This window comes from Gracilibacillus salinarum (assembly GCF_022919575.1).
Lineage (GTDB): Bacteria > Bacillota > Bacilli > Bacillales > Amphibacillaceae > Gracilibacillus > Gracilibacillus salinarum.
In genome coordinates this window covers 4293352-4310233 of the sequence record NZ_CP095071.1, presented here as the reverse complement: position 1 = coordinate 4310233, position 16882 = coordinate 4293352, and the positions used below count along the sequence as shown (strand labels likewise).

The following is a 16882-nucleotide window of genomic DNA, read 5'->3' as shown; positions in this document are numbered from 1 at the left end:
AAATCATGACTACTATCTTAACATTTTTCTGCTATATATAATCCACACTTTAGACAAATAAAATGGTATACTTACAGAAAATAATTCCATTTAATCACAAAAGGTATGTCTACTCCGTAGTATTTGACAAGATTGATACAGAAAACTGATGGTTACTATTTATTAAAAGGAGGAATTGTATATGAGCGAACGTGTACAGGATTATTGGAATCCGGAATTTTATGATCACCGCCATTCTTTTGTTTCTGAGTTAGGAAATGATGTTGTCCAACTGTTAGCACCTGTTAAAGGAGAAAGCATTCTTGATGTGGGATGTGGTACTGGTGATTTAACCAATCAAATCTCTCACAGACAAGTAACAATAGAAGGCATTGATAAATCCGAGAATATGATCCAGCAAGCCTTACATAAATATCCTCACATTCACTTCAGTGCTCAAGACATTTTGGAGATGGAGTATCATCAGCAATTTGATGCTGTCTTTTCCAACGCTGCCCTTCACTGGGTAAAACAGCCCAAACCAGCACTTGAACGAATATATCACAGCTTGAAGCCGGGTGGCAGATTTGTCGCAGAATTCGGTGGTAAAGGGAATGTAGAAACGATCACCGATGCAATTATTCTTCAAATTAAGAAGGCAGGGATCGACTATCATAATCAACAGTTCCCATGGTATTTCCCAAGCATCGCAGAATATACGGCATTAATGGAGCATGCTGGGTTTCGAGTGACACTCGCTCAACATTTTGACAGACCAACACCGTTAGATGGTGAGGAAGGGATAAGAAACTGGGTTGAGATGTTTGCAACAGAACTATTGAAGGATAGCTCTGATGAAATGAAGGAACAAATTATAAGTGGTGTAGAAGATAGTCTGCGGGATGTGTTATTCCAAGATGATCAATGGGTTGCGGATTATAAGAGGTTGAGAGTGATCGGGATAAAGTGAGACTTCAATCAGTGGGGTTTTACCCCCCACTGATTGCTAGCGAAACTTATCAGGAAGTTATCGTCCGTTTATCCCCCACTTAGCTTCTTAATAATCTCTCGAATCTTGAGGTGGGGATATTACGGATGGTTAGCACCGTGATAAAGCGAGGCTAGCAACCACCGAAAGCAGTCTCCGCATATTTTACAACGCGTAAAACAGTTCATTCTAAGGCAACAAAATAAGGTATAAAACTTGCAGATAGTGCTCCATATCACACCTGCTGGATTAGTTACAGAGCTAGCCATTGTTTCGGCCAACCGCCTAGACTCCCGCTGAACGTGGAGTGTAGTTGACCGAAGCAATATATATTCCAGCAGCATACTAAGTATTTCAAAATTACTTCAACGCTGACATAATCCCCCATTATAAATCCCACGCAAGGAGAAAATGATAATGATGAAATTTGCCACTTATTATTTGGTGACTTTTTGCAGCGCCTCTTTTAAGTCAACATCTTCTTTTATATGCTGAGGACTCCAAGGGATGTAGATATCAGGCTGAATACCTTTTCCACTCATTCCTTTCCCTTCATCCACTCTAGATAGTTTAGTGGTTGGATACCACAGTTCAAACTTATCTGCCAATTCCATTATGGCTATATTTGCATAATCGTTTAAACCTAAGGTAGGTCTTCCCATTACAATGACTTTTGAGGAGTTTTTGCATAGCTCCACAAATGAATCACCTGAGCTTCCACAATAAACATCCGTTAAAACCGTCACCTTTTCTGGCCCAGTTTTTGTTTTGATGATCAAACTGTTCTCTATTTCTCCAAAGTCAAGCTCGACAAAACCTTTACCTCTATTTTTGTCCAATTCCATTATCATTGTGTTGATCTGATCCAGCGTGTTGGAATCTTTAATCGATGACGCAGCATCTTTTAGCAACTTTGTACGGATTTCCACATTTCGATCGGTACAGTTAGTCAACATCTTATCATCATTAAAACTGTTTAGATCTACTTTTTCACCAGTAAAAAGATAAGGAAGTAATTCGAAGAAAGCTAAATCACTACCACCTTTATTAACACGTACATCAATTATAAGGTTTGTACAATTTTTTATCAGGAATTCGTTATCTCTTACTAACGCTTTAACTGCCTGGTGATCCATAAAGTCTGTAAGCTTTATAACTCAACTTTCGCAGCTAGAAAAAAGCACTCAATATAACTAGCTGCAAAGCTTATTACTGTTCAAATATGGTCATTGACAATCGAATTAGGTATAAAAAAACACCTCAACATTTGGTATAGTGTAATTGACGAGAAAACACTACCAATACAGAAGAGGTGTCTCCTATATGATAGCGAATAATGACCTAAATAAGCAACTACCAAATGAATTAAAATCAACATTTAGAGAATTGGACGTGTTTAAACATCTTAGAAAAGCTGGTATTACAAAGTCTGTAGGCTTTACTTGTGCCTATCTTTTTCAATTGATTTTTTGTTTGATCTTTGAAAATAAGAACTGGTATCAAGTACTTCAAAGTACCAAAGCGAATGATTGTCCAGAAAAGAATGCCGTCTATCGTTTTTTAAACAAGTCAACATTTGCTTGGAGAAGGTTTTTACTGTTTCTAAGTGCTCATACCATTGGAAAAGTAACCAACTTAACGAGTCATGATCGCCCGAAAGTATTGATTGTAGATGATTCTTCGTATGATCGTAATCGCAGTAAATCGGTTGAATTATTAGCGCGCTGTTTTGACCATGCATCCCAAAAAATGCGCTTCTATAAAGGGTTTCGTATGCTGACTCTTGGCTGGTCAGATGGTGCCACATTCATTCCAGTGGACTTTTCTTTATTGAGCTCGAAGAAAAGCCAAATTAATGGTATATCATCAAAAGTTGATAAGCGTAGTTCCGGTTATAAACGCAGAGTAGAAGCATTACAAACCGCACCTGAGCAACTACCAGGTATGGTTAAACGCGCAATGAATGCCGGTATTGATGCTTCCTATGTGCTGATGGACTCTTGGTTCACGTATCAGCCTCTCGTTAAGGAAATAAAAGAGCAAGGACTTGAGGTCATTGGCATGGTAAAGAACTTGAAGCAGCGTTACCTTGTGAATGGCCAACGTGTAAGCTTAAAGGAACTTTATCGTTTTGCGAAACCAACAGGTGGAAAGAAAAGCATTCTTCGTTCGATTCATACGACACAAGCGAATGGCGTGCCTATTAAAGTGGTCTTTGTGCGTAATCGAAATAAAAAAAGCGAATGGTTAGCTATTTTAAGCACCGACTGTACCCTAAGTGATCAAGAAATCATTCGTATTTATGGGATACGCTGGGACATTGAAGTTTTTTTCAAAACAACAAAGTCTCTTTTGAAACTCCAAAAAGAGTTCCAAAGTCGTTCATATGACGGCTTAATTAGTCATACGACCATCGTATTCGCACGATATATTATTCTCTCGTGGCAAAACCGATGTAGCACAGATGAGAGAACACTTGGCGGCATGTTTTATGAATTAAGTGATGAAGTTCATGATCTTGATTGGGCTGTGGCACTTCAGCAGTTGATCGAGCTTCTTGAAGATGCCTTGAAACAGAGCAACAAGAAGGTACAAAAATTAATCAAAAGTCAAGTCCAACACTGGATCGCAGGCTTACCCAACTATATCAGGGCTTACCTGCCTATTTCAGTGTGCGAAAGTTGAGTTTATAATTAATGTACCCTCTTCTATTTCTTTAAGACTATACTCTCCGTGATGCTGTTCTTTTTCATATTTCTTTATTTCTAAAAGAAACGCATTACCTTCCTTATCTTTTATTTCCATCGTTTTATACAACGGAACAATCGCAGTCCAATTTTCCCGCTCTGGCTCTGACTCCCTTAGTTGTCTTTGATGAAATTCAGCTAACTCTGAGACAGTTCTTCCATCCAACTTTAGAATGACATCCCCTGGATTCAAACGATTTTCTTTTCCTGTAGCTACTACATAAAGAGCATCTTTGTACCTTCTTACAACGAACCCCGCGTCTGTTATGTTGTTTTCACGGGAATTCACAGCGTATTTAAAATGCATATGTAAATCTTTAAAATCTAATAGGTAATCCTGAACGAGTTCTGCAAATTTTTGATCCGTTATTTTGCCTTGCTCTTGCCGTTTTTTAATTTCATTACGGTAAAAGTCGGGATTATCCCAGCCTACCTTGTCTAAACAGCCAGCATAATCCTTATGCAAAACGCTAACAATATCATCAAATATAGTTATATACATTACATGACCTCCAAAATATGGATATGAACTCTACATACTATACGAATTTAAACAGGTAAAGTTTCGCTAAAATTCACACATAACCCTGAACGAATAAGAAAATACTACTAGAAAAAGGAGTTCTGCACAAATGAGAATATTTATATCATTTCAGTTAGTTTTTGGTTTGTTTTTGATGGGTGCGTGGATACATGTCAACTCGAATACAGTAAGTGCTGCACAAGAAGAAGAACCTTCCTATGCAAAATGGGGACAAATTGCTATGAAAGAAACGAAAGAAAAATATCCTCAATCTAAAATTATTGATTATCTTCATGTCGGCAGAGAAAAAGCACCGGAGTATACAACAGAGAAATTTAAACTTTGGCTTAAAAATGAAACGAAAGAATTTGGTGTATTTGTAGACATTAAATTTGATAATGAAACAGAGAAAGTTATTGATATTACATTTAACGAAACAGATCGATAAAGACATAAGGAAAACCAATGGTCGTAGCTAGTAAAATAATATACAATTACCTATAATATGGATTATGTCATTGCCATTGCTAGCCGAGCATCCATATTGAGCTATTTAATGTGCTGAGATTCCGCTTCCGTCAACCACTCCGCGTCCTGCGGGGAGTCTACGTGGTTGGCCTACGCGCGACAACCAGGATATGGAGCACTATCTGCAAGATATACACCTTTTTGATGACCTAGCACGCCTGCTTCTTTCTGCTACATCCGTTGCAGAACTTCCCTTAAGCATAGGAAATAGGCGGAGACTCCCGTGCGATCAGTCGTGGTTAGAAGACCCCGCAGTGAGCGTTTTTTGCTCGCGAGGAGGCTGAACCCGCCTCCACAGGACTCTGAGCCTATTTCCGGAGCTTTTCTAAGTAGATAATCAATATCAAAATGACTATTTTGCAATAAAGCCTTTGTTTACATAATCCATATTATAGAAACGAAACTTCATGTTCAACATGAATACTGTGCCTGCACTTATATGCTTTCTTAAGTGATTAGAATAAACCCGGCATTTCCCTCGTCTATTAGCGAGTGCTGAATTTTATCTTATACCTGGTATATACTAAAAGGCACATTAGAATATACTTGCCATAAGAGTTCTTCTCAATTCACCTACATTTTCCACAAGAAAAGTAGGGCTAATCTGATTTATCTCAGCTAATGATCCATATCCATATGTCACACCAATAGAATCAATCCTAGTGTTTTTTGCTCCAATGATATCGTGCTCTCTATCTCCAATCATGATAAATTCATCAGAATCAAATTGACTGTAGGTATCAAGAATGTATTGAATAATCTCTGTTTTTGAGCTTCTCGTTCCATCAAGATTACTGCCGACAATACGTTCAAAATAATCAGCAATCTTAAAATAACTTACTATTTCTTCTGCAAAAATAGTCGGTTTCGAAGTTGCCACCACTAATATAACTCCTTGTTTACTCAATGATTTTAACATATCCGTAATCTGAGGATACAATTCGTTTTCAAACATACCCTTTTGTTTGAACCGCTCTCTATAAAATTTAATCGCTTTATCAATCTCTGACTCATTGAAATGATAATGTTCGGCAAAAGATACGTGTAACGGCGGACCGATGAAACATTCTAATTTATCTAAGTTTTGTTCATCGATTCCCATCTTGTTCAGAGCGTATTGGACAGATTTCGTAATACCAACCTTTGGGTCTGAAAGTGTTCCGTCTAAGTCGAATAAGATTACTTTATAATTCTTCATATATAGATTCCCTCCATTTCTTACTGGTAACTTTTCACTCGATACCAATATTTATATGCCTCTTGAAATCCTAACGTTGCATATAGATTCAGTGCTGGTGTATTATCGGAAACAACTTGGAGATAGGCTTGAGCTGCTCCATTTTCTTTTCCCCATTGCAGGAGGGTTAGCATGAGCTGTTTGCCATACCCCTTGTTTCTAAATTTAGGATTGGTAACAACATCGAACAATCCTAAGTATTGATCTTCAAGAACCGCCATACCACATGCTAACGTTTCCTGATTTTCGCTTACTAATCTTACAAAACTTACATCTGACAGGATATTTTCAAGTATTATTCTTAAATTTGGCTGGTCTTGCTCTTTCACATTATTTAGCAAACAATATTCTGTATACCAATCATCACATAGACGGTTGGATACAATCGCATTTTCCGATCGTGAGACAGCTATATCATCAAGCGATAGTAATTGTACACTAGTTAATCCAGCAGATATATAACCTTTTTGTGATAAGGTATCATCTAGATTATGAGGATATACAGACTTAGTAAGCTTATAGACAACATTCAGGTTCTGTTTACGATATATTTGTTCCACTCTATTCAACTTCTTTTCTATTTTCTCACTTGACATGTAAAGTGGATTGATAGAGTTAGCTCTTTTCGTATAACCATTGGAAAAACGTAAAACCCAACCATCATAAAGAACGGTCTGGAAGGATGGTAAGGCATTCATTGATAATTCTTCGATTTTTTGTATGAAAGCATTTTGTCCCATTTTATTGTCACTCCTTAGTTATTTTTTATCACGGCGCTAACCGTCCGTAATACCCCCACTTCAAGGTTCGAAAGATAAATAAGAAGCTAAGTGGGGGATAAACGAAGGTATCAGTGGGGATCAACCCCCCCACTGATTGAATTCTCACTTTATTTCCTGGATTCCTGATACGATTTTCTAAGCTGATTAATATGTGCTTGATGATAACGATTATGGTCCGCCATATGCCATAATCCCCAGCGAATAGTAGCTGTTTTTTCATCCTCATGCCCAAAACTGACTTTTCTTAATAGCTCAGCATCCGTTAATTGCAGACAAACCTCTCTTAATAACAGTAATACCTGATCATATGCTGACATCAATTGTAGCCAAGACTGTCCCTCGATCATTGGAAGTTTTTTCTCTTGATCTAGCATTGGTCCATATTTTTCTATTATATCATGTGGTACCGGCTCACCTTTCAATCTGTATACCCAATTGAGATCCACGCATGAGATATGTTTAATTAATTGTGCGGTACTGTTAGCGTTATGCTTTGGCCCTTTATAGTCGATTTCTGTCTGAGTCATACCGTCTGTGATGAGTTTTAATCGGTCACTATTTTCTATTACTGCTGCATACAACATCCCTACAACTGGGGACATCTTTTCATTTGTGTGTAAATCATTTATCATTTTTACCCCATTGCACAACTCACCTTTCCTTTCACCTAATTATACTGCTATAAAAAAATCAGTTACTATTAATCTTAAAATTCTCACGTAGCATTTCATAACCATTCTCACTCAACTTTTCTCCGTAAACATCATCAACAGGCTGGGGATCAAAAGAAATGTTCACTTCCTTAATGTTCATTCCAGTTACTAATGCCTTGACAACATCAGTTCTATTGTTAATTTTTAACACATTCTTTAGAAAGGCTTCCTGTTGAAAAAGTGCCAAGTATACCGAAAGAATTCTTTTATCTCTTCCGTAATCACCTTCTGGATCCTGGTATCTCATTGTCATATAATCAATGACTTCTTCACTATTATCTAATTTAATTTCACCTTCATTGTACATCTGCCCATTGTACTCAAATTGAAATGGATTATGAATTGCCAGTGGATTGTTATTTTCCACAAATGCGCCTATAGATTTCATATTTAGTTCAAATGTTTGCGTAATTTCTATTCCAAATAGGGCAGAAAATTTTTTAGAAGTAACGGGATGATAAATTTGGTCTTTATTATTCACACTGTATGGAATGAATGAATACGTGATCTGCTTCTCATTGTTATTTACATTTAATAATAACAGACTTGGCATGTCTTCCATATTCGTTACCAATAGATAGTTTGCATTGATAATTTCCGAAATATCAGTTTTATCTGTTGCATTATTCATATTATCATTCAACGGGAAGGGATTGAGACTAATAAATAAAATGAACACTAGAATGACTGCTGCGGTTGATGCAAATATTGGTATTAGCTTTCTTGACTTATTATTTTCAGATTGCATTTTATGTATCGTTTTGTCTTGCATTGTCTGATCAAATTCTTTATCTTTGTAAATGGAATTATTCAAGGATGTCTTTAGCTTCTTTAATTTTTCTTCCATTTTCTTCAACCTCCTTTACGTAATGGCTTTTGAATTTTTTTCTTCCTCTATTTAACCGTGTTTTTACGTTTGATTCACCTATTGATAGTAAATATGCAATTTCTTTAATAGCTAAATCTTCATAATAATATAGATTGAGAACTTCTCTGTATTTTATATCAATCTTGTATAAACATTTGGCAACTACATACGATTCAGTATTTTTTTCTAATTCTTCATCTGGGTTTTTCAAATGACTGGAAAGCTTTAGTTTAGTCAAATTTAAATATTTCCATTTATTCTTTGGACTCTTCAAATAATCTTTTGACTTATTAATAGCAATTTTATAAAGCCAGGTTTTCAACGAAGAATTCCCTTTAAATTGATAAAATTTCTGTGAATACGTTATAAATGTTTCTTGAACAATGTCTTCCGCTGTTGCCCAATTTTTCACATATGAATATACTAATTTCAGTAATGATGTGCCATACTGAGTCATTACGTTTCGAAGCTCTGTCTCATCAACAAAATATTTTTCTTGTTCACCCAAACCTCTCCCTCCTTCATGGAAATTCATCCTTTAGACGAGGACTATTTTATTCGGTTACACTTTTCAACTAATTATTCATTAAAAAAACCGGGCAAAAACCACCCGGTCCTAATTGACTTAATTAATAAACAACTTCCTATCATATGGATTATGTAAACAAAGGCTTTATTGCAAAGTAGTCATTTTGATATTGATTATCTGCATAGCAAAGCTCCAGAAATAGGCTCCGCGTCCTGTGGGCACGGCTTCAGCTAATTTATGAAAGAAAATTCTTTTCTTTCATAAATGGATCTTCAGCTCGCGCTGATTCCACGGGAGTCTCCGCCTATTTCCTACGCTTTAGAGAAGTGCTACAACGGATGTAACAGCAAAAAGCAGTGGTTCTAGGCATTTTTCCATATCTATTATATATGCATACGATCACTATGCTAGCTCTTACAAAAATTGTAGACTCCCAATTCTAGCGTAGGCCAACCACGGAGACCCCCGCGGGATTATGCAGGCGCTGAAGATCCACTTTGTGAAGCGATCTTCTTCACAAAGTTAGCTTCAGCCGTGCCCCGCAGGACGCGGAGTGGTTGGCCGGAGCGGTATCCTAGCACATTAAATATCTCAATATGGATGCTTGGCTAGCGATGGCTAGTTGACATAATCCATATTATAGGAACGAAACTTCATGTTAAATATGACTACTACTGTGCCCGCAGCTATATACTTGACTGATCATTGGCGAAACTTATCAGGGTGTTAGCGTCTGTAAGACTACCACTTAGCTTCTTTTTGAACTCGAAGCTTGAAGCGGGAGTCTTACAGAGGCTTAGCACCGTGATAAACAAAAAGGTACAACATAATCAAGTAATGTCTTCTTTCATTTCTCTTCAGAACAAATATCGTTTCAATCACTATATTTGTCCATTTTCTTCACAATGCGCTTGTTATTACTTAAGAAGCACTCTTATCCATATAAGCCACTTCCCAAAGGTGCCCATCCAAATCCTCAAATCCCCAAATATACATAAAACCACATGGTCTTGTGCTTCGTTATATGGAGTACCACCAATAGACAATGCTTTATTGACTATTTCATCAACTTGCTCTCTGCTTTCTGTAGAAATACAAAAGATTGCCTCGGCAGCAGCATTCGTGTCGACGATTTCTTTCTTCGTAAAGCTTTTAAATCTTTCTTCCACCATGATCATTGCAAAGATATTCTCTCCGATAATGACACAAGAAGTCGTCTCGTCTGAAAACTGTGGGTTGATTTCGAATCCTAATTCCTTGTAAAAATGAGTCGATTTACTAATATCTTTCACCGATAAATTCAAAAAGAAATCTTGAGATTCGAATGTCATTTTCATTACCACCTTATATAATTTTTAGATGAACGTACCATACCTTGTATCATTACCAGAATCTAATCATTCTCCGTTGTATGCTTGCCTTAATGCTGCAATATTAAATTTTTTCATACCAAGAAATGCTTTCGTTACACGATCAATTTGTTCGGAAGTACCATTACGCATCATCTCATCCATCTCTGTCGGAACAATTTGCCAGGAGACACCGAATTGATCTTTTAACCAGCCACATTGTTCTGCTTCTGGAACAACCGAAAGCTCGTCCCAATATTTATCAATTTCTTCTTGCGAATCGCACTTCACCATAAATGAAATAGCCTCGTTAAAGTCGAATCCATGTGGTTGGCCACTATCCATCGCCGCAAACCACTGATCTTCCAGCATAAAATCAGAAAACATTACCGAACCCTCTTTGTCGGGCTCCATGCCAGCAGGGTAGTGAGCTATATTGCCCATTTTTGCATTATTAAATATAGACAGATAAAAGTTAACTGCTTCTTCTGCTTTGCCACATCTATCCCCGACAAATAGAAAAGAGGGAACAATGGTTGGACGTTCTTCGCCTTCTGAATTGGTTAGCATTAATTGCCAAGTCACTCCATACTTATCCTGAATCCATCCATACTTTTCACTGAAAGGGTATTGATTAAGTGGCATTAGAGCCTGACCACCTTCAGACAATCTATCCCAAACTTCCACTAATCTTTTATCTGCATTTCCATCCTTTGACTTATCAAAATGCACAAAGAAGGAAATCGATGGATTTAATGTAAAGAATGGACCAGCGCTAATTGACATGAATTCTTGCCCCCATAATGTGAAAGAGACTTGATCACAATCTCCCGAAGGCGTGTCATAAAGCGTCGTAATATCCGTTATTTCTGATTCAGGAAAGACAGAAACATAAAACTCCGCTGCTTCCTTTGCTTCCTTGTCATACCATAAGTGTGGAACAATTTTTGTCATCCTTACACTCCTCATTTGAAATATGTGTTATTTTTTTAATTTACCGAAAGTGTCCAGTAATAATTGCACGACTATTAAACATAAAAGATAAGCAATTCCAGGTTCACTCGTTCCTAAAAACAGTACAAGCAGGAAAAGCAACGTGGATAAACTGAACAAAATCAGTAAATAAACGATACTACTTAAAATAGAAATCAAGCTTCTTCCTCCATAAACTAAATCATTTTGTTCTGAATGAGTGTGATTAACCCTTCAGGAACCAGCCGTAATCGCCTCTCTGTAAAATCATTTAAAGGCTTCCAAAATAACTTAATCTTCTCGCCACCATCCTCTATTCCTTCAAATGATTCGATATGATATAATGATTGATCAATAAATGCAGCATCATATACCATTACGATCTCGTGACCGTTATCCCCATTGAAAGTAAAGATATTCTCGACAGCACCTAAATAACTAAGATTTTTTATTTCTTGATTTATTTCCTCAGTAATTTCTCTAATGAGGGCATCAGTACTTGATTCGCCGAACTCTATTCCGCCTCCAATTGGACGGTAGAAATAATCACCTTTCATAGAATCAAAACCTTCTGCTACCAGAATTGAATCCTGATTGCTAAATATACAGATGACGATCGGTCTGATTATTCTTTTTTGCATATAAAGTGAGACTTTGATCAGTGGGGGTTTTTGACCCCCACTGATCATTAGCGAATCTTATCAGGGTGTTAGCGTCTGTTTACTCCCACTTAGCTTCTTTGTGATACTAGAGGCTTGAAGTGGGAGTTTTACAGACGGTTAGCAACGTGATAAACCTCCAACATATATTTTCCACTGGTATTCTTAGTCTGCTGAGATTCTTTTATAACACTAGAGATACAATTTTTTCGCACCATTCTTTTTTCTCTGCTAATCCTGTTTTTTTGGAAAGCTGTTTGTTTAACCGGAAAAACTCTGGTAGGATACTTGCCATCGTATTCCTTATTTCCTGTGAGGATCGGCTACAATCCCATTCTGCTAATAAGGATAATTGCCATTCCTGTAAATAACTTCTGCTGCCTTCCAGCTTTGACCAGATTCCATACGAGCTGTCTACCCGATATCCTGCTTCCATATACCAGCCACTAACGATTAACCATCTGATTTTGTCCAGGTTTGCCAGTGCATAATAGCTTTCATTTCTCATTACTGCTCGATATGTCTCATGAAGAAAAGCAAATATTTTCTCCCGCCAGAATTCCACTTCGTCTTTAGCAGGCTGATAGTCTAGCTTAGCAGATTGTTCTAATACATTAGCAATGATACCGTGAGGATCGTATAATGGCTGAAGTCCTTTCAACCATACAGAAGGCGTTAGCTCTTTAGGTTCTTTATAGAATGTATCAATCTTAACAAAACATTCATAGTGGGCAACAACGACAGGAGTGTGATCACTTCCTTCAAAGTATAAAACATTGCCCCATTTTTTTGAGCGCTCTCTCTTTTCACGAATAAACGCAGGTTTCGAATCTGGTGTTACAATAATGTGCAAATCTATATCAGAATAACAATCTGCATTCCCCTTTGCCAGGGAACCACCAAGTACAACTCCTAATACTTGTGGATCTGATTTCAAATCCTTTAACACATTATCCAGTAGTTTGTTGCGATGTACTGGAAGCTTTGCATCTCGTACAGTAAATTTACTTACAAATCCCACACATTAAGAATCAACCTTTCAAAAATGTATTTATTACAATATTCGATATGTAGCTTAAAATTCCTTTATTAAAGTCGCAGAAAGCAAAATGGTCAGTCCCACAGTCTGCGAACAGCATCCAATTCAAAGTCTGAAAATACTAACTCATAAATATCCGGCATAGAAGTATTTGCCCAAAAGCCATATCCGTACTTGCTGTTAAAGTAATTCATGATGATCGTCATAACATTCCCATGTGTACCAATTATCATTTGCTTTCCATAATAGGTAAGTAACAACTCCTTAATAACGGGAATTGCACGATTCTGAACATCGTTAACTGATTCACCATCCAGCAATGAATAATCATGATTTTGAAAAGATTTTTCGATTGCTTCCAGCCGCTCCTCTTTGGGCATTTTGAAATCACCTTTTAATTGACGTTCTCTTAAATCCTCTATTAAATTAATTTCCATTTTCTTATCATGCGCAATTCCTTCTATCGTTTGAACAGCCCTTTTATATGGACTTGAAAAAATGATATCAATCTGTTTGTTACTCATTATTTCCGTGACTTTCTGCGAATCCTGTTTCCCTTTTTCTGATATTCCTCTAATTCGCTCCCTTCCATAAATAAACGGTGATTCCGCATGTCTTATCATATAGATAATGGTTTTCATTAATGAGACCTCGATTCATTTCATTCAATTATTTTTTCCATATCATAAAATATAGATGAACTGTAGTAAAAGATGATATGTAGTACTATTGAGAAAACCGATCTTTCAATAGTAGCTAGCCTTGATATATATTATTCTACCATATTTATACAAATAACTTTAGAAAAACTGGAGCCCAGCCGGTTTAAATTAACATGAATAATACACAACTAGCTATGATACGACCTTTGGCCCTTTCTCTTTAAACGATACAAATCTCGGGGCACTGCTTAACACTTTTGGCCCCTTTCTCGCTAAACGATACAAATCTCGGGGCACTGCTTACCACTTTTGGTCCCTTTCTCGCTAAACGATACAAATCTCGGGGCACCACTTAACACTTTTGGTCCCTTTCTCGCTAAACGATACAAATCTCGGGGCACCACTTAACACTTTTGGTTCCTTTCTCGCTAAACGATACAAATCTCGGGGCACCACTTAACACTTTTGGTTCCTTTCTCGCTAAACGATACAAATCTCGGGGCACCGCTTACCACTTTTGGTTCCTTTCTTGCTAAACAATACAAATCTCGGGGCACTGCTTACCACTTTTGGTTCCTTTCTCGCTAATGAAAGAGATTATACAAAAGAGAACCCTTCTTGTTAAGAATAACAAAAAGAGTTCTCACCACTACTCCACTAGCCTGCTATCTTTCGACTTACGAGCAGTATCTTCTATTCGTTTTGCTAATAATGGTTTTAACAGTACTCCGATAATAAGCGCTACGACCAGAAAAACAAGTAGCATTATGATGTTTTTCCAGGCAACTTCCGGAATAATACCACCAACCGCTTCTCTTAGCAAATCGATTCCATAGGTGAATGGCATAAAAGGGTGCAACGCTTGGAAAAACGGCGGAGCTACTTCAATTGGGAAAGTACCTCCTCCACTTGATAACTGTAGCACTAACAGTACAATCATTAATGCTTTACCAATATTCCCTAATATCGAGGCAAAGGTGTAGACAATCGTCATAAACACTACCGCGATGATTAAGGAGAAGAGAACGAGCTGCAATGGATCACTCGCATAGACATCTAATACGAGTAAATCTCCGATACTGACGATAAGGCCCTGCAATATTGCCACTACTAAAAACAACAGCAATCTGCCGAAATAAATTTGTCTCTGTGTATAGCCTTCGCGATTATCTAATGGATGTAGATTTGTAGACAGCAGATTAGATAGCAGCAATGCCCCAACCCACAAGCTTAATGTCGTGTAAAAAGGTGCATTAGCTGATCCGTAGTTCGGAATCGGAAAAATATCTTCCTGTACTAATTCTACCGGACTGGCAAAGAAATCACTCTCTGCTGCCAAATCGTTTCGCAATAACTCAATCAGTTTGTTTAATTGATCCTTGTTTTCAATTTGATGCACTTTATCTGCAGCATCTGATACTCCTTCACTTAATTCTGGTAAATCATTTTCACTAAAGGCAGCGAGATCATGAATGGCTGATTCAAAAGCTGGAAGATTTTCCTCTAATAAGTTCGCCACTTTTAAATAATTATCCTCCAGCTGCGGTAAGTCTTCTTCCACAAACGTTGCCAATGCGTTTACTTTCTCTTCTACTTCCGGGAGATCCTCCTCGATAAAATCACTGAAAGCATGAATGGATTGTACGAAGACAGGGAATGTATCCTGCACCTGGCTGTTTACCTCATCCCATTTTTGCTGGATCTCAGGGAGTTGCTCCTGCATGGCAGAAATATCTGTTTCTAATTTAGCCAATACGCTGTCCGCATTCGTTAACATTTCTTGCAGCGTCTTATTTAATTCCGTCAATTGATCCATGTTCAGATTAGAATCAGCAATATTATCCTGAATACCAGAGAAGCTGTTATCGAGGCTTTCATTGCCATTCTTATCAAGCCATGTTGCCATAGTACTGGTATTCGATTGCGCTTCTGACAAATCATCCTCAATTAGTTCACGATTTATCGTTTGTGAATCAACAGTATTTGCTATATCCTGTTTCAAAACAGAAAAACTCTCAACCGTTTCTTCCATCTCTCCAATAAACGTATTGATATTCTCGTCTTCTGACAGGCTATATAAATTGGAATACATCTGTATATTGCTTTGCAAATAGAGAATGTGTTCCTCTAACTTCACTTGCAATTGATTCAACGCAGCCTCATGATCCGGAATATCTTCGTCTGCCTCGATACTCTCGATTTCCGCACTAATATCAGCAAGGGTCTGGTTCATTCGCATGATTTGTGATTGGAAAGACTGAACAAAAGGCTCTGCATTCCATTCTGCTTGTGATAGAAATTCCTGGAAGTCCTGCACGTATGCTTCAAGTGAGCTAGCCTGGTCTGCTATGTCATTCAGCGTATCCTGGTTATTCTTGATCTGCTCACGCACTTGTTGAACATGTTCACCTGCATCCGCTAGAAATTGATCCACTTCAGAGAATTTAGCTCCGATCTGATTAAAGTCTTCCACAGCCTTTTCTATCGTTGGCAATGTTTCCTCCACTTTTAAGACGGAATCACTTAATTCATATATTTTCGGAAACTGATCCTGCAATGTTAAGATGATATCTGCACCTTCATGTATTTTCGGTAAATAGTCTCTAATAGATAAAAAATAATCGATTTTTTCATTTATATTATCCCAGTCCTGATCAACGTCTTCGACAAATTGGCCAACTTTCATAATCTCTGGCATATTTTCATCGAGATCAAACAATGCATTTTCAATTTTCCGAATCGTTGGCAAGTCCTCTTCTAATTGAATACCTAATTTATCGAACTCCTCAAATAATGTATGAGACGTCTCATTGACAAACTGATCATTGATCGTATTTACGATCGACGAGGCACCCGCTGAGGTCATTTTTGGTGCAATGGCATTTTTCTTATCGTTAACTTGATACTTGACACTTGCCTTCACAGGCTCCCCTTCGACGACTTTTGCCAGCTTAGATGAGAAATCTTCTTTAATAAAAACACCAGCATAATAATCGCCATACTTTATGCCTTTTTCTGCTTCTTCTCTACTCGTAAATACCCAGCCTAAGCTATCATTGTCTTTCAAATTTTCTTCAAGCTGTTCACCGATATTGATGGATTCGCCCTCTACTTCCGCTCCAGCATCCTCATTGACGATTGCGATTTTGACATCTTCGGTATTGGAATACGGGTCCCATGAAGCACTTAAATTAAACCATGCATATAAAGAAGGCAAGATAGCTAAACCTATTAAAAGTAACCCAACTAATGGAACTCGCTTGATGTTTCGTAAATCTTGTTTAAAAATGTTCCAGCTATTTTTCAA

16 protein-coding genes and 1 pseudogene are annotated in these 16882 nt (G+C 37.5%); 3 read left to right on the top strand and 14 right to left on the bottom strand.

From position 1 onward, the window contains the following. The first annotated feature begins 181 nt into the window (after positions 1 to 181). A complete protein-coding gene (locus tag MUN87_RS20165; protein ID WP_244743449.1) occupies positions 182 to 949 on the top strand; it encodes a class I SAM-dependent methyltransferase in 768 nt (255 codons plus the stop codon). A gap of 455 nt (positions 950 to 1404) precedes the next feature. Here MUN87_RS20165 and MUN87_RS20160 read toward each other — a convergent pair whose 3' ends face one another. Then, on the bottom strand, positions 1405 to 2103 hold the full coding sequence (locus MUN87_RS20160) for a S41 family peptidase (protein ID WP_244743446.1): 699 nt from the start codon (positions 2101 to 2103) through the stop codon (positions 1405 to 1407). A gap of 187 nt (positions 2104 to 2290) precedes the next feature. On the opposite strand from MUN87_RS20160, the gene MUN87_RS20155 reads away from it, so the two are divergent. Then, on the top strand, positions 2291 to 3652 hold the full coding sequence (locus MUN87_RS20155) for an IS4 family transposase (protein WP_244740141.1): 1362 nt from the start codon (positions 2291 to 2293) through the stop codon (positions 3650 to 3652). Here the strand turns inward: MUN87_RS20155 and MUN87_RS20150 are convergent. Next, a complete protein-coding gene (locus MUN87_RS20150) occupies positions 3635 to 4216 on the bottom strand; it encodes a hypothetical protein (protein ID WP_244743444.1) in 582 nt (193 codons plus the stop codon). The genes MUN87_RS20155 and MUN87_RS20150 overlap by 18 nt on opposite strands. Before the next feature lie 130 nt (positions 4217 to 4346). Here MUN87_RS20150 and MUN87_RS20145 point away from each other — a divergent pair, with 130 nt between their 5' ends. Beyond that, complete coding sequence (locus MUN87_RS20145; protein ID WP_244743442.1) at positions 4347 to 4685, top strand: YqzG/YhdC family protein; 339 nt, start codon at positions 4347 to 4349, stop codon at positions 4683 to 4685. Between the two features lie 615 nt (positions 4686 to 5300). On the opposite strand, the gene MUN87_RS20140 is transcribed toward MUN87_RS20145, so the two are convergent. The 12 genes and pseudogenes from MUN87_RS20140 to MUN87_RS20085 form a co-directional block, all read right to left on the bottom strand. Further along, on the bottom strand, positions 5301 to 5963 hold the full coding sequence (locus tag MUN87_RS20140) for an HAD family hydrolase (RefSeq protein WP_244743440.1): 663 nt from the start codon (positions 5961 to 5963) through the stop codon (positions 5301 to 5303). Positions 5964 to 5983: 20 nt separating this feature from the next. After that, entirely contained in the window at positions 5984 to 6742 is a 759-nt protein-coding gene (locus MUN87_RS20135) for a GNAT family N-acetyltransferase (protein ID WP_244743438.1), read from the bottom strand. Positions 6743 to 6891: 149 nt separating this feature from the next. Next, positions 6892 to 7416: a DinB family protein gene (locus MUN87_RS20130; RefSeq protein WP_244743436.1), complete on the bottom strand. Its 525-nt coding sequence runs from the start codon at positions 7414 to 7416 to the stop codon at positions 6892 to 6894. A 58-nt stretch (positions 7417 to 7474) separates the two neighbouring features. Further along, a complete protein-coding gene (locus MUN87_RS20125; protein ID WP_244743434.1) occupies positions 7475 to 8344 on the bottom strand; it encodes an LCP family glycopolymer transferase in 870 nt (289 codons plus the stop codon). After that, positions 8304 to 8873 carry an RNA polymerase sigma factor gene (locus MUN87_RS20120; protein WP_244743432.1) on the bottom strand — a complete coding sequence of 190 codons (570 nt, stop codon included), beginning with the start codon at positions 8871 to 8873 and terminating at the stop codon, positions 8304 to 8306. Before MUN87_RS20120 ends, MUN87_RS20125 begins: the two co-directional genes overlap by 41 nt. A 942-nt stretch (positions 8874 to 9815) precedes the next feature. Then, a pseudogene (locus MUN87_RS20115) lies at positions 9816 to 10225 on the bottom strand (VOC family protein). A gap of 66 nt (positions 10226 to 10291) precedes the next feature. Beyond that, positions 10292 to 11197 (bottom strand): VOC family protein, encoded by a 906-nt coding sequence (locus MUN87_RS20110; protein ID WP_244743430.1) that lies wholly within the window; start codon positions 11195 to 11197, stop codon positions 10292 to 10294. A 27-nt stretch (positions 11198 to 11224) separates the two neighbouring features. Next, complete coding sequence (locus tag MUN87_RS20105) at positions 11225 to 11395, bottom strand: hypothetical protein (protein ID WP_244743428.1); 171 nt, start codon at positions 11393 to 11395, stop codon at positions 11225 to 11227. A 17-nt stretch (positions 11396 to 11412) separates the two neighbouring features. Then, positions 11413 to 11856: an NUDIX hydrolase gene (locus MUN87_RS20100; protein ID WP_244743426.1), complete on the bottom strand. Its 444-nt coding sequence runs from the start codon at positions 11854 to 11856 to the stop codon at positions 11413 to 11415. Between the two features lie 202 nt (positions 11857 to 12058). Then, positions 12059 to 12895, bottom strand: a complete 837-nt coding sequence (locus tag MUN87_RS20095) for a nucleotidyltransferase domain-containing protein (protein ID WP_244743424.1) — start codon at positions 12893 to 12895, stop codon at positions 12059 to 12061. A 92-nt stretch (positions 12896 to 12987) separates the two neighbouring features. Next, positions 12988 to 13554, bottom strand: coding sequence for a histidine phosphatase family protein (locus tag MUN87_RS20090; RefSeq protein WP_244743422.1), 567 nt, complete (start codon positions 13552 to 13554; stop codon positions 12988 to 12990). Between the two features lie 670 nt (positions 13555 to 14224). Further along, complete coding sequence (locus MUN87_RS20085; RefSeq protein ID WP_244743420.1) at positions 14225 to 16882, bottom strand: YhgE/Pip domain-containing protein; 2658 nt, start codon at positions 16880 to 16882, stop codon at positions 14225 to 14227.

What these genes read in the sequence shown, in the direction of transcription:
- MUN87_RS20160 (WP_244743446.1), bottom strand. Translation starts at nt 2,103, where the DNA reads ATGGATCACCAGGCAGTTAAAGCGTTAGTAAGAGATAACGAATTCCTG.
- MUN87_RS20110 (WP_244743430.1), bottom strand. Translation starts at nt 11,197, where the DNA reads ATGACAAAAATTGTTCCACACTTATGGTATGACAAGGAAGCAAAGGAA.
- MUN87_RS20090 (WP_244743422.1), bottom strand. Translation starts at nt 13,554, where the DNA reads ATGAAAACCATTATCTATATGATAAGACATGCGGAATCACCGTTTATT.
- MUN87_RS20130 (WP_244743436.1), bottom strand. Translation starts at nt 7,416, where the DNA reads ATGATAAATGATTTACACACAAATGAAAAGATGTCCCCAGTTGTAGGG.
- MUN87_RS20135 (WP_244743438.1), bottom strand. Translation starts at nt 6,742, where the DNA reads ATGGGACAAAATGCTTTCATACAAAAAATCGAAGAATTATCAATGAAT.
- MUN87_RS20165 (WP_244743449.1), top strand. Translation starts at nt 182, where the DNA reads ATGAGCGAACGTGTACAGGATTATTGGAATCCGGAATTTTATGATCAC.
- MUN87_RS20150 (WP_244743444.1), bottom strand. Translation starts at nt 4,216, where the DNA reads ATGTATATAACTATATTTGATGATATTGTTAGCGTTTTGCATAAGGAT.
- MUN87_RS20100 (WP_244743426.1), bottom strand. Translation starts at nt 11,856, where the DNA reads ATGCAAAAAAGAATAATCAGACCGATCGTCATCTGTATATTTAGCAAT.
- MUN87_RS20145 (WP_244743442.1), top strand. Translation starts at nt 4,347, where the DNA reads ATGAGAATATTTATATCATTTCAGTTAGTTTTTGGTTTGTTTTTGATG.
- MUN87_RS20155 (WP_244740141.1), top strand. Translation starts at nt 2,291, where the DNA reads ATGATAGCGAATAATGACCTAAATAAGCAACTACCAAATGAATTAAAA.
- MUN87_RS20140 (WP_244743440.1), bottom strand. Translation starts at nt 5,963, where the DNA reads ATGAAGAATTATAAAGTAATCTTATTCGACTTAGACGGAACACTTTCA.
- MUN87_RS20125 (WP_244743434.1), bottom strand. Translation starts at nt 8,344, where the DNA reads ATGGAAGAAAAATTAAAGAAGCTAAAGACATCCTTGAATAATTCCATT.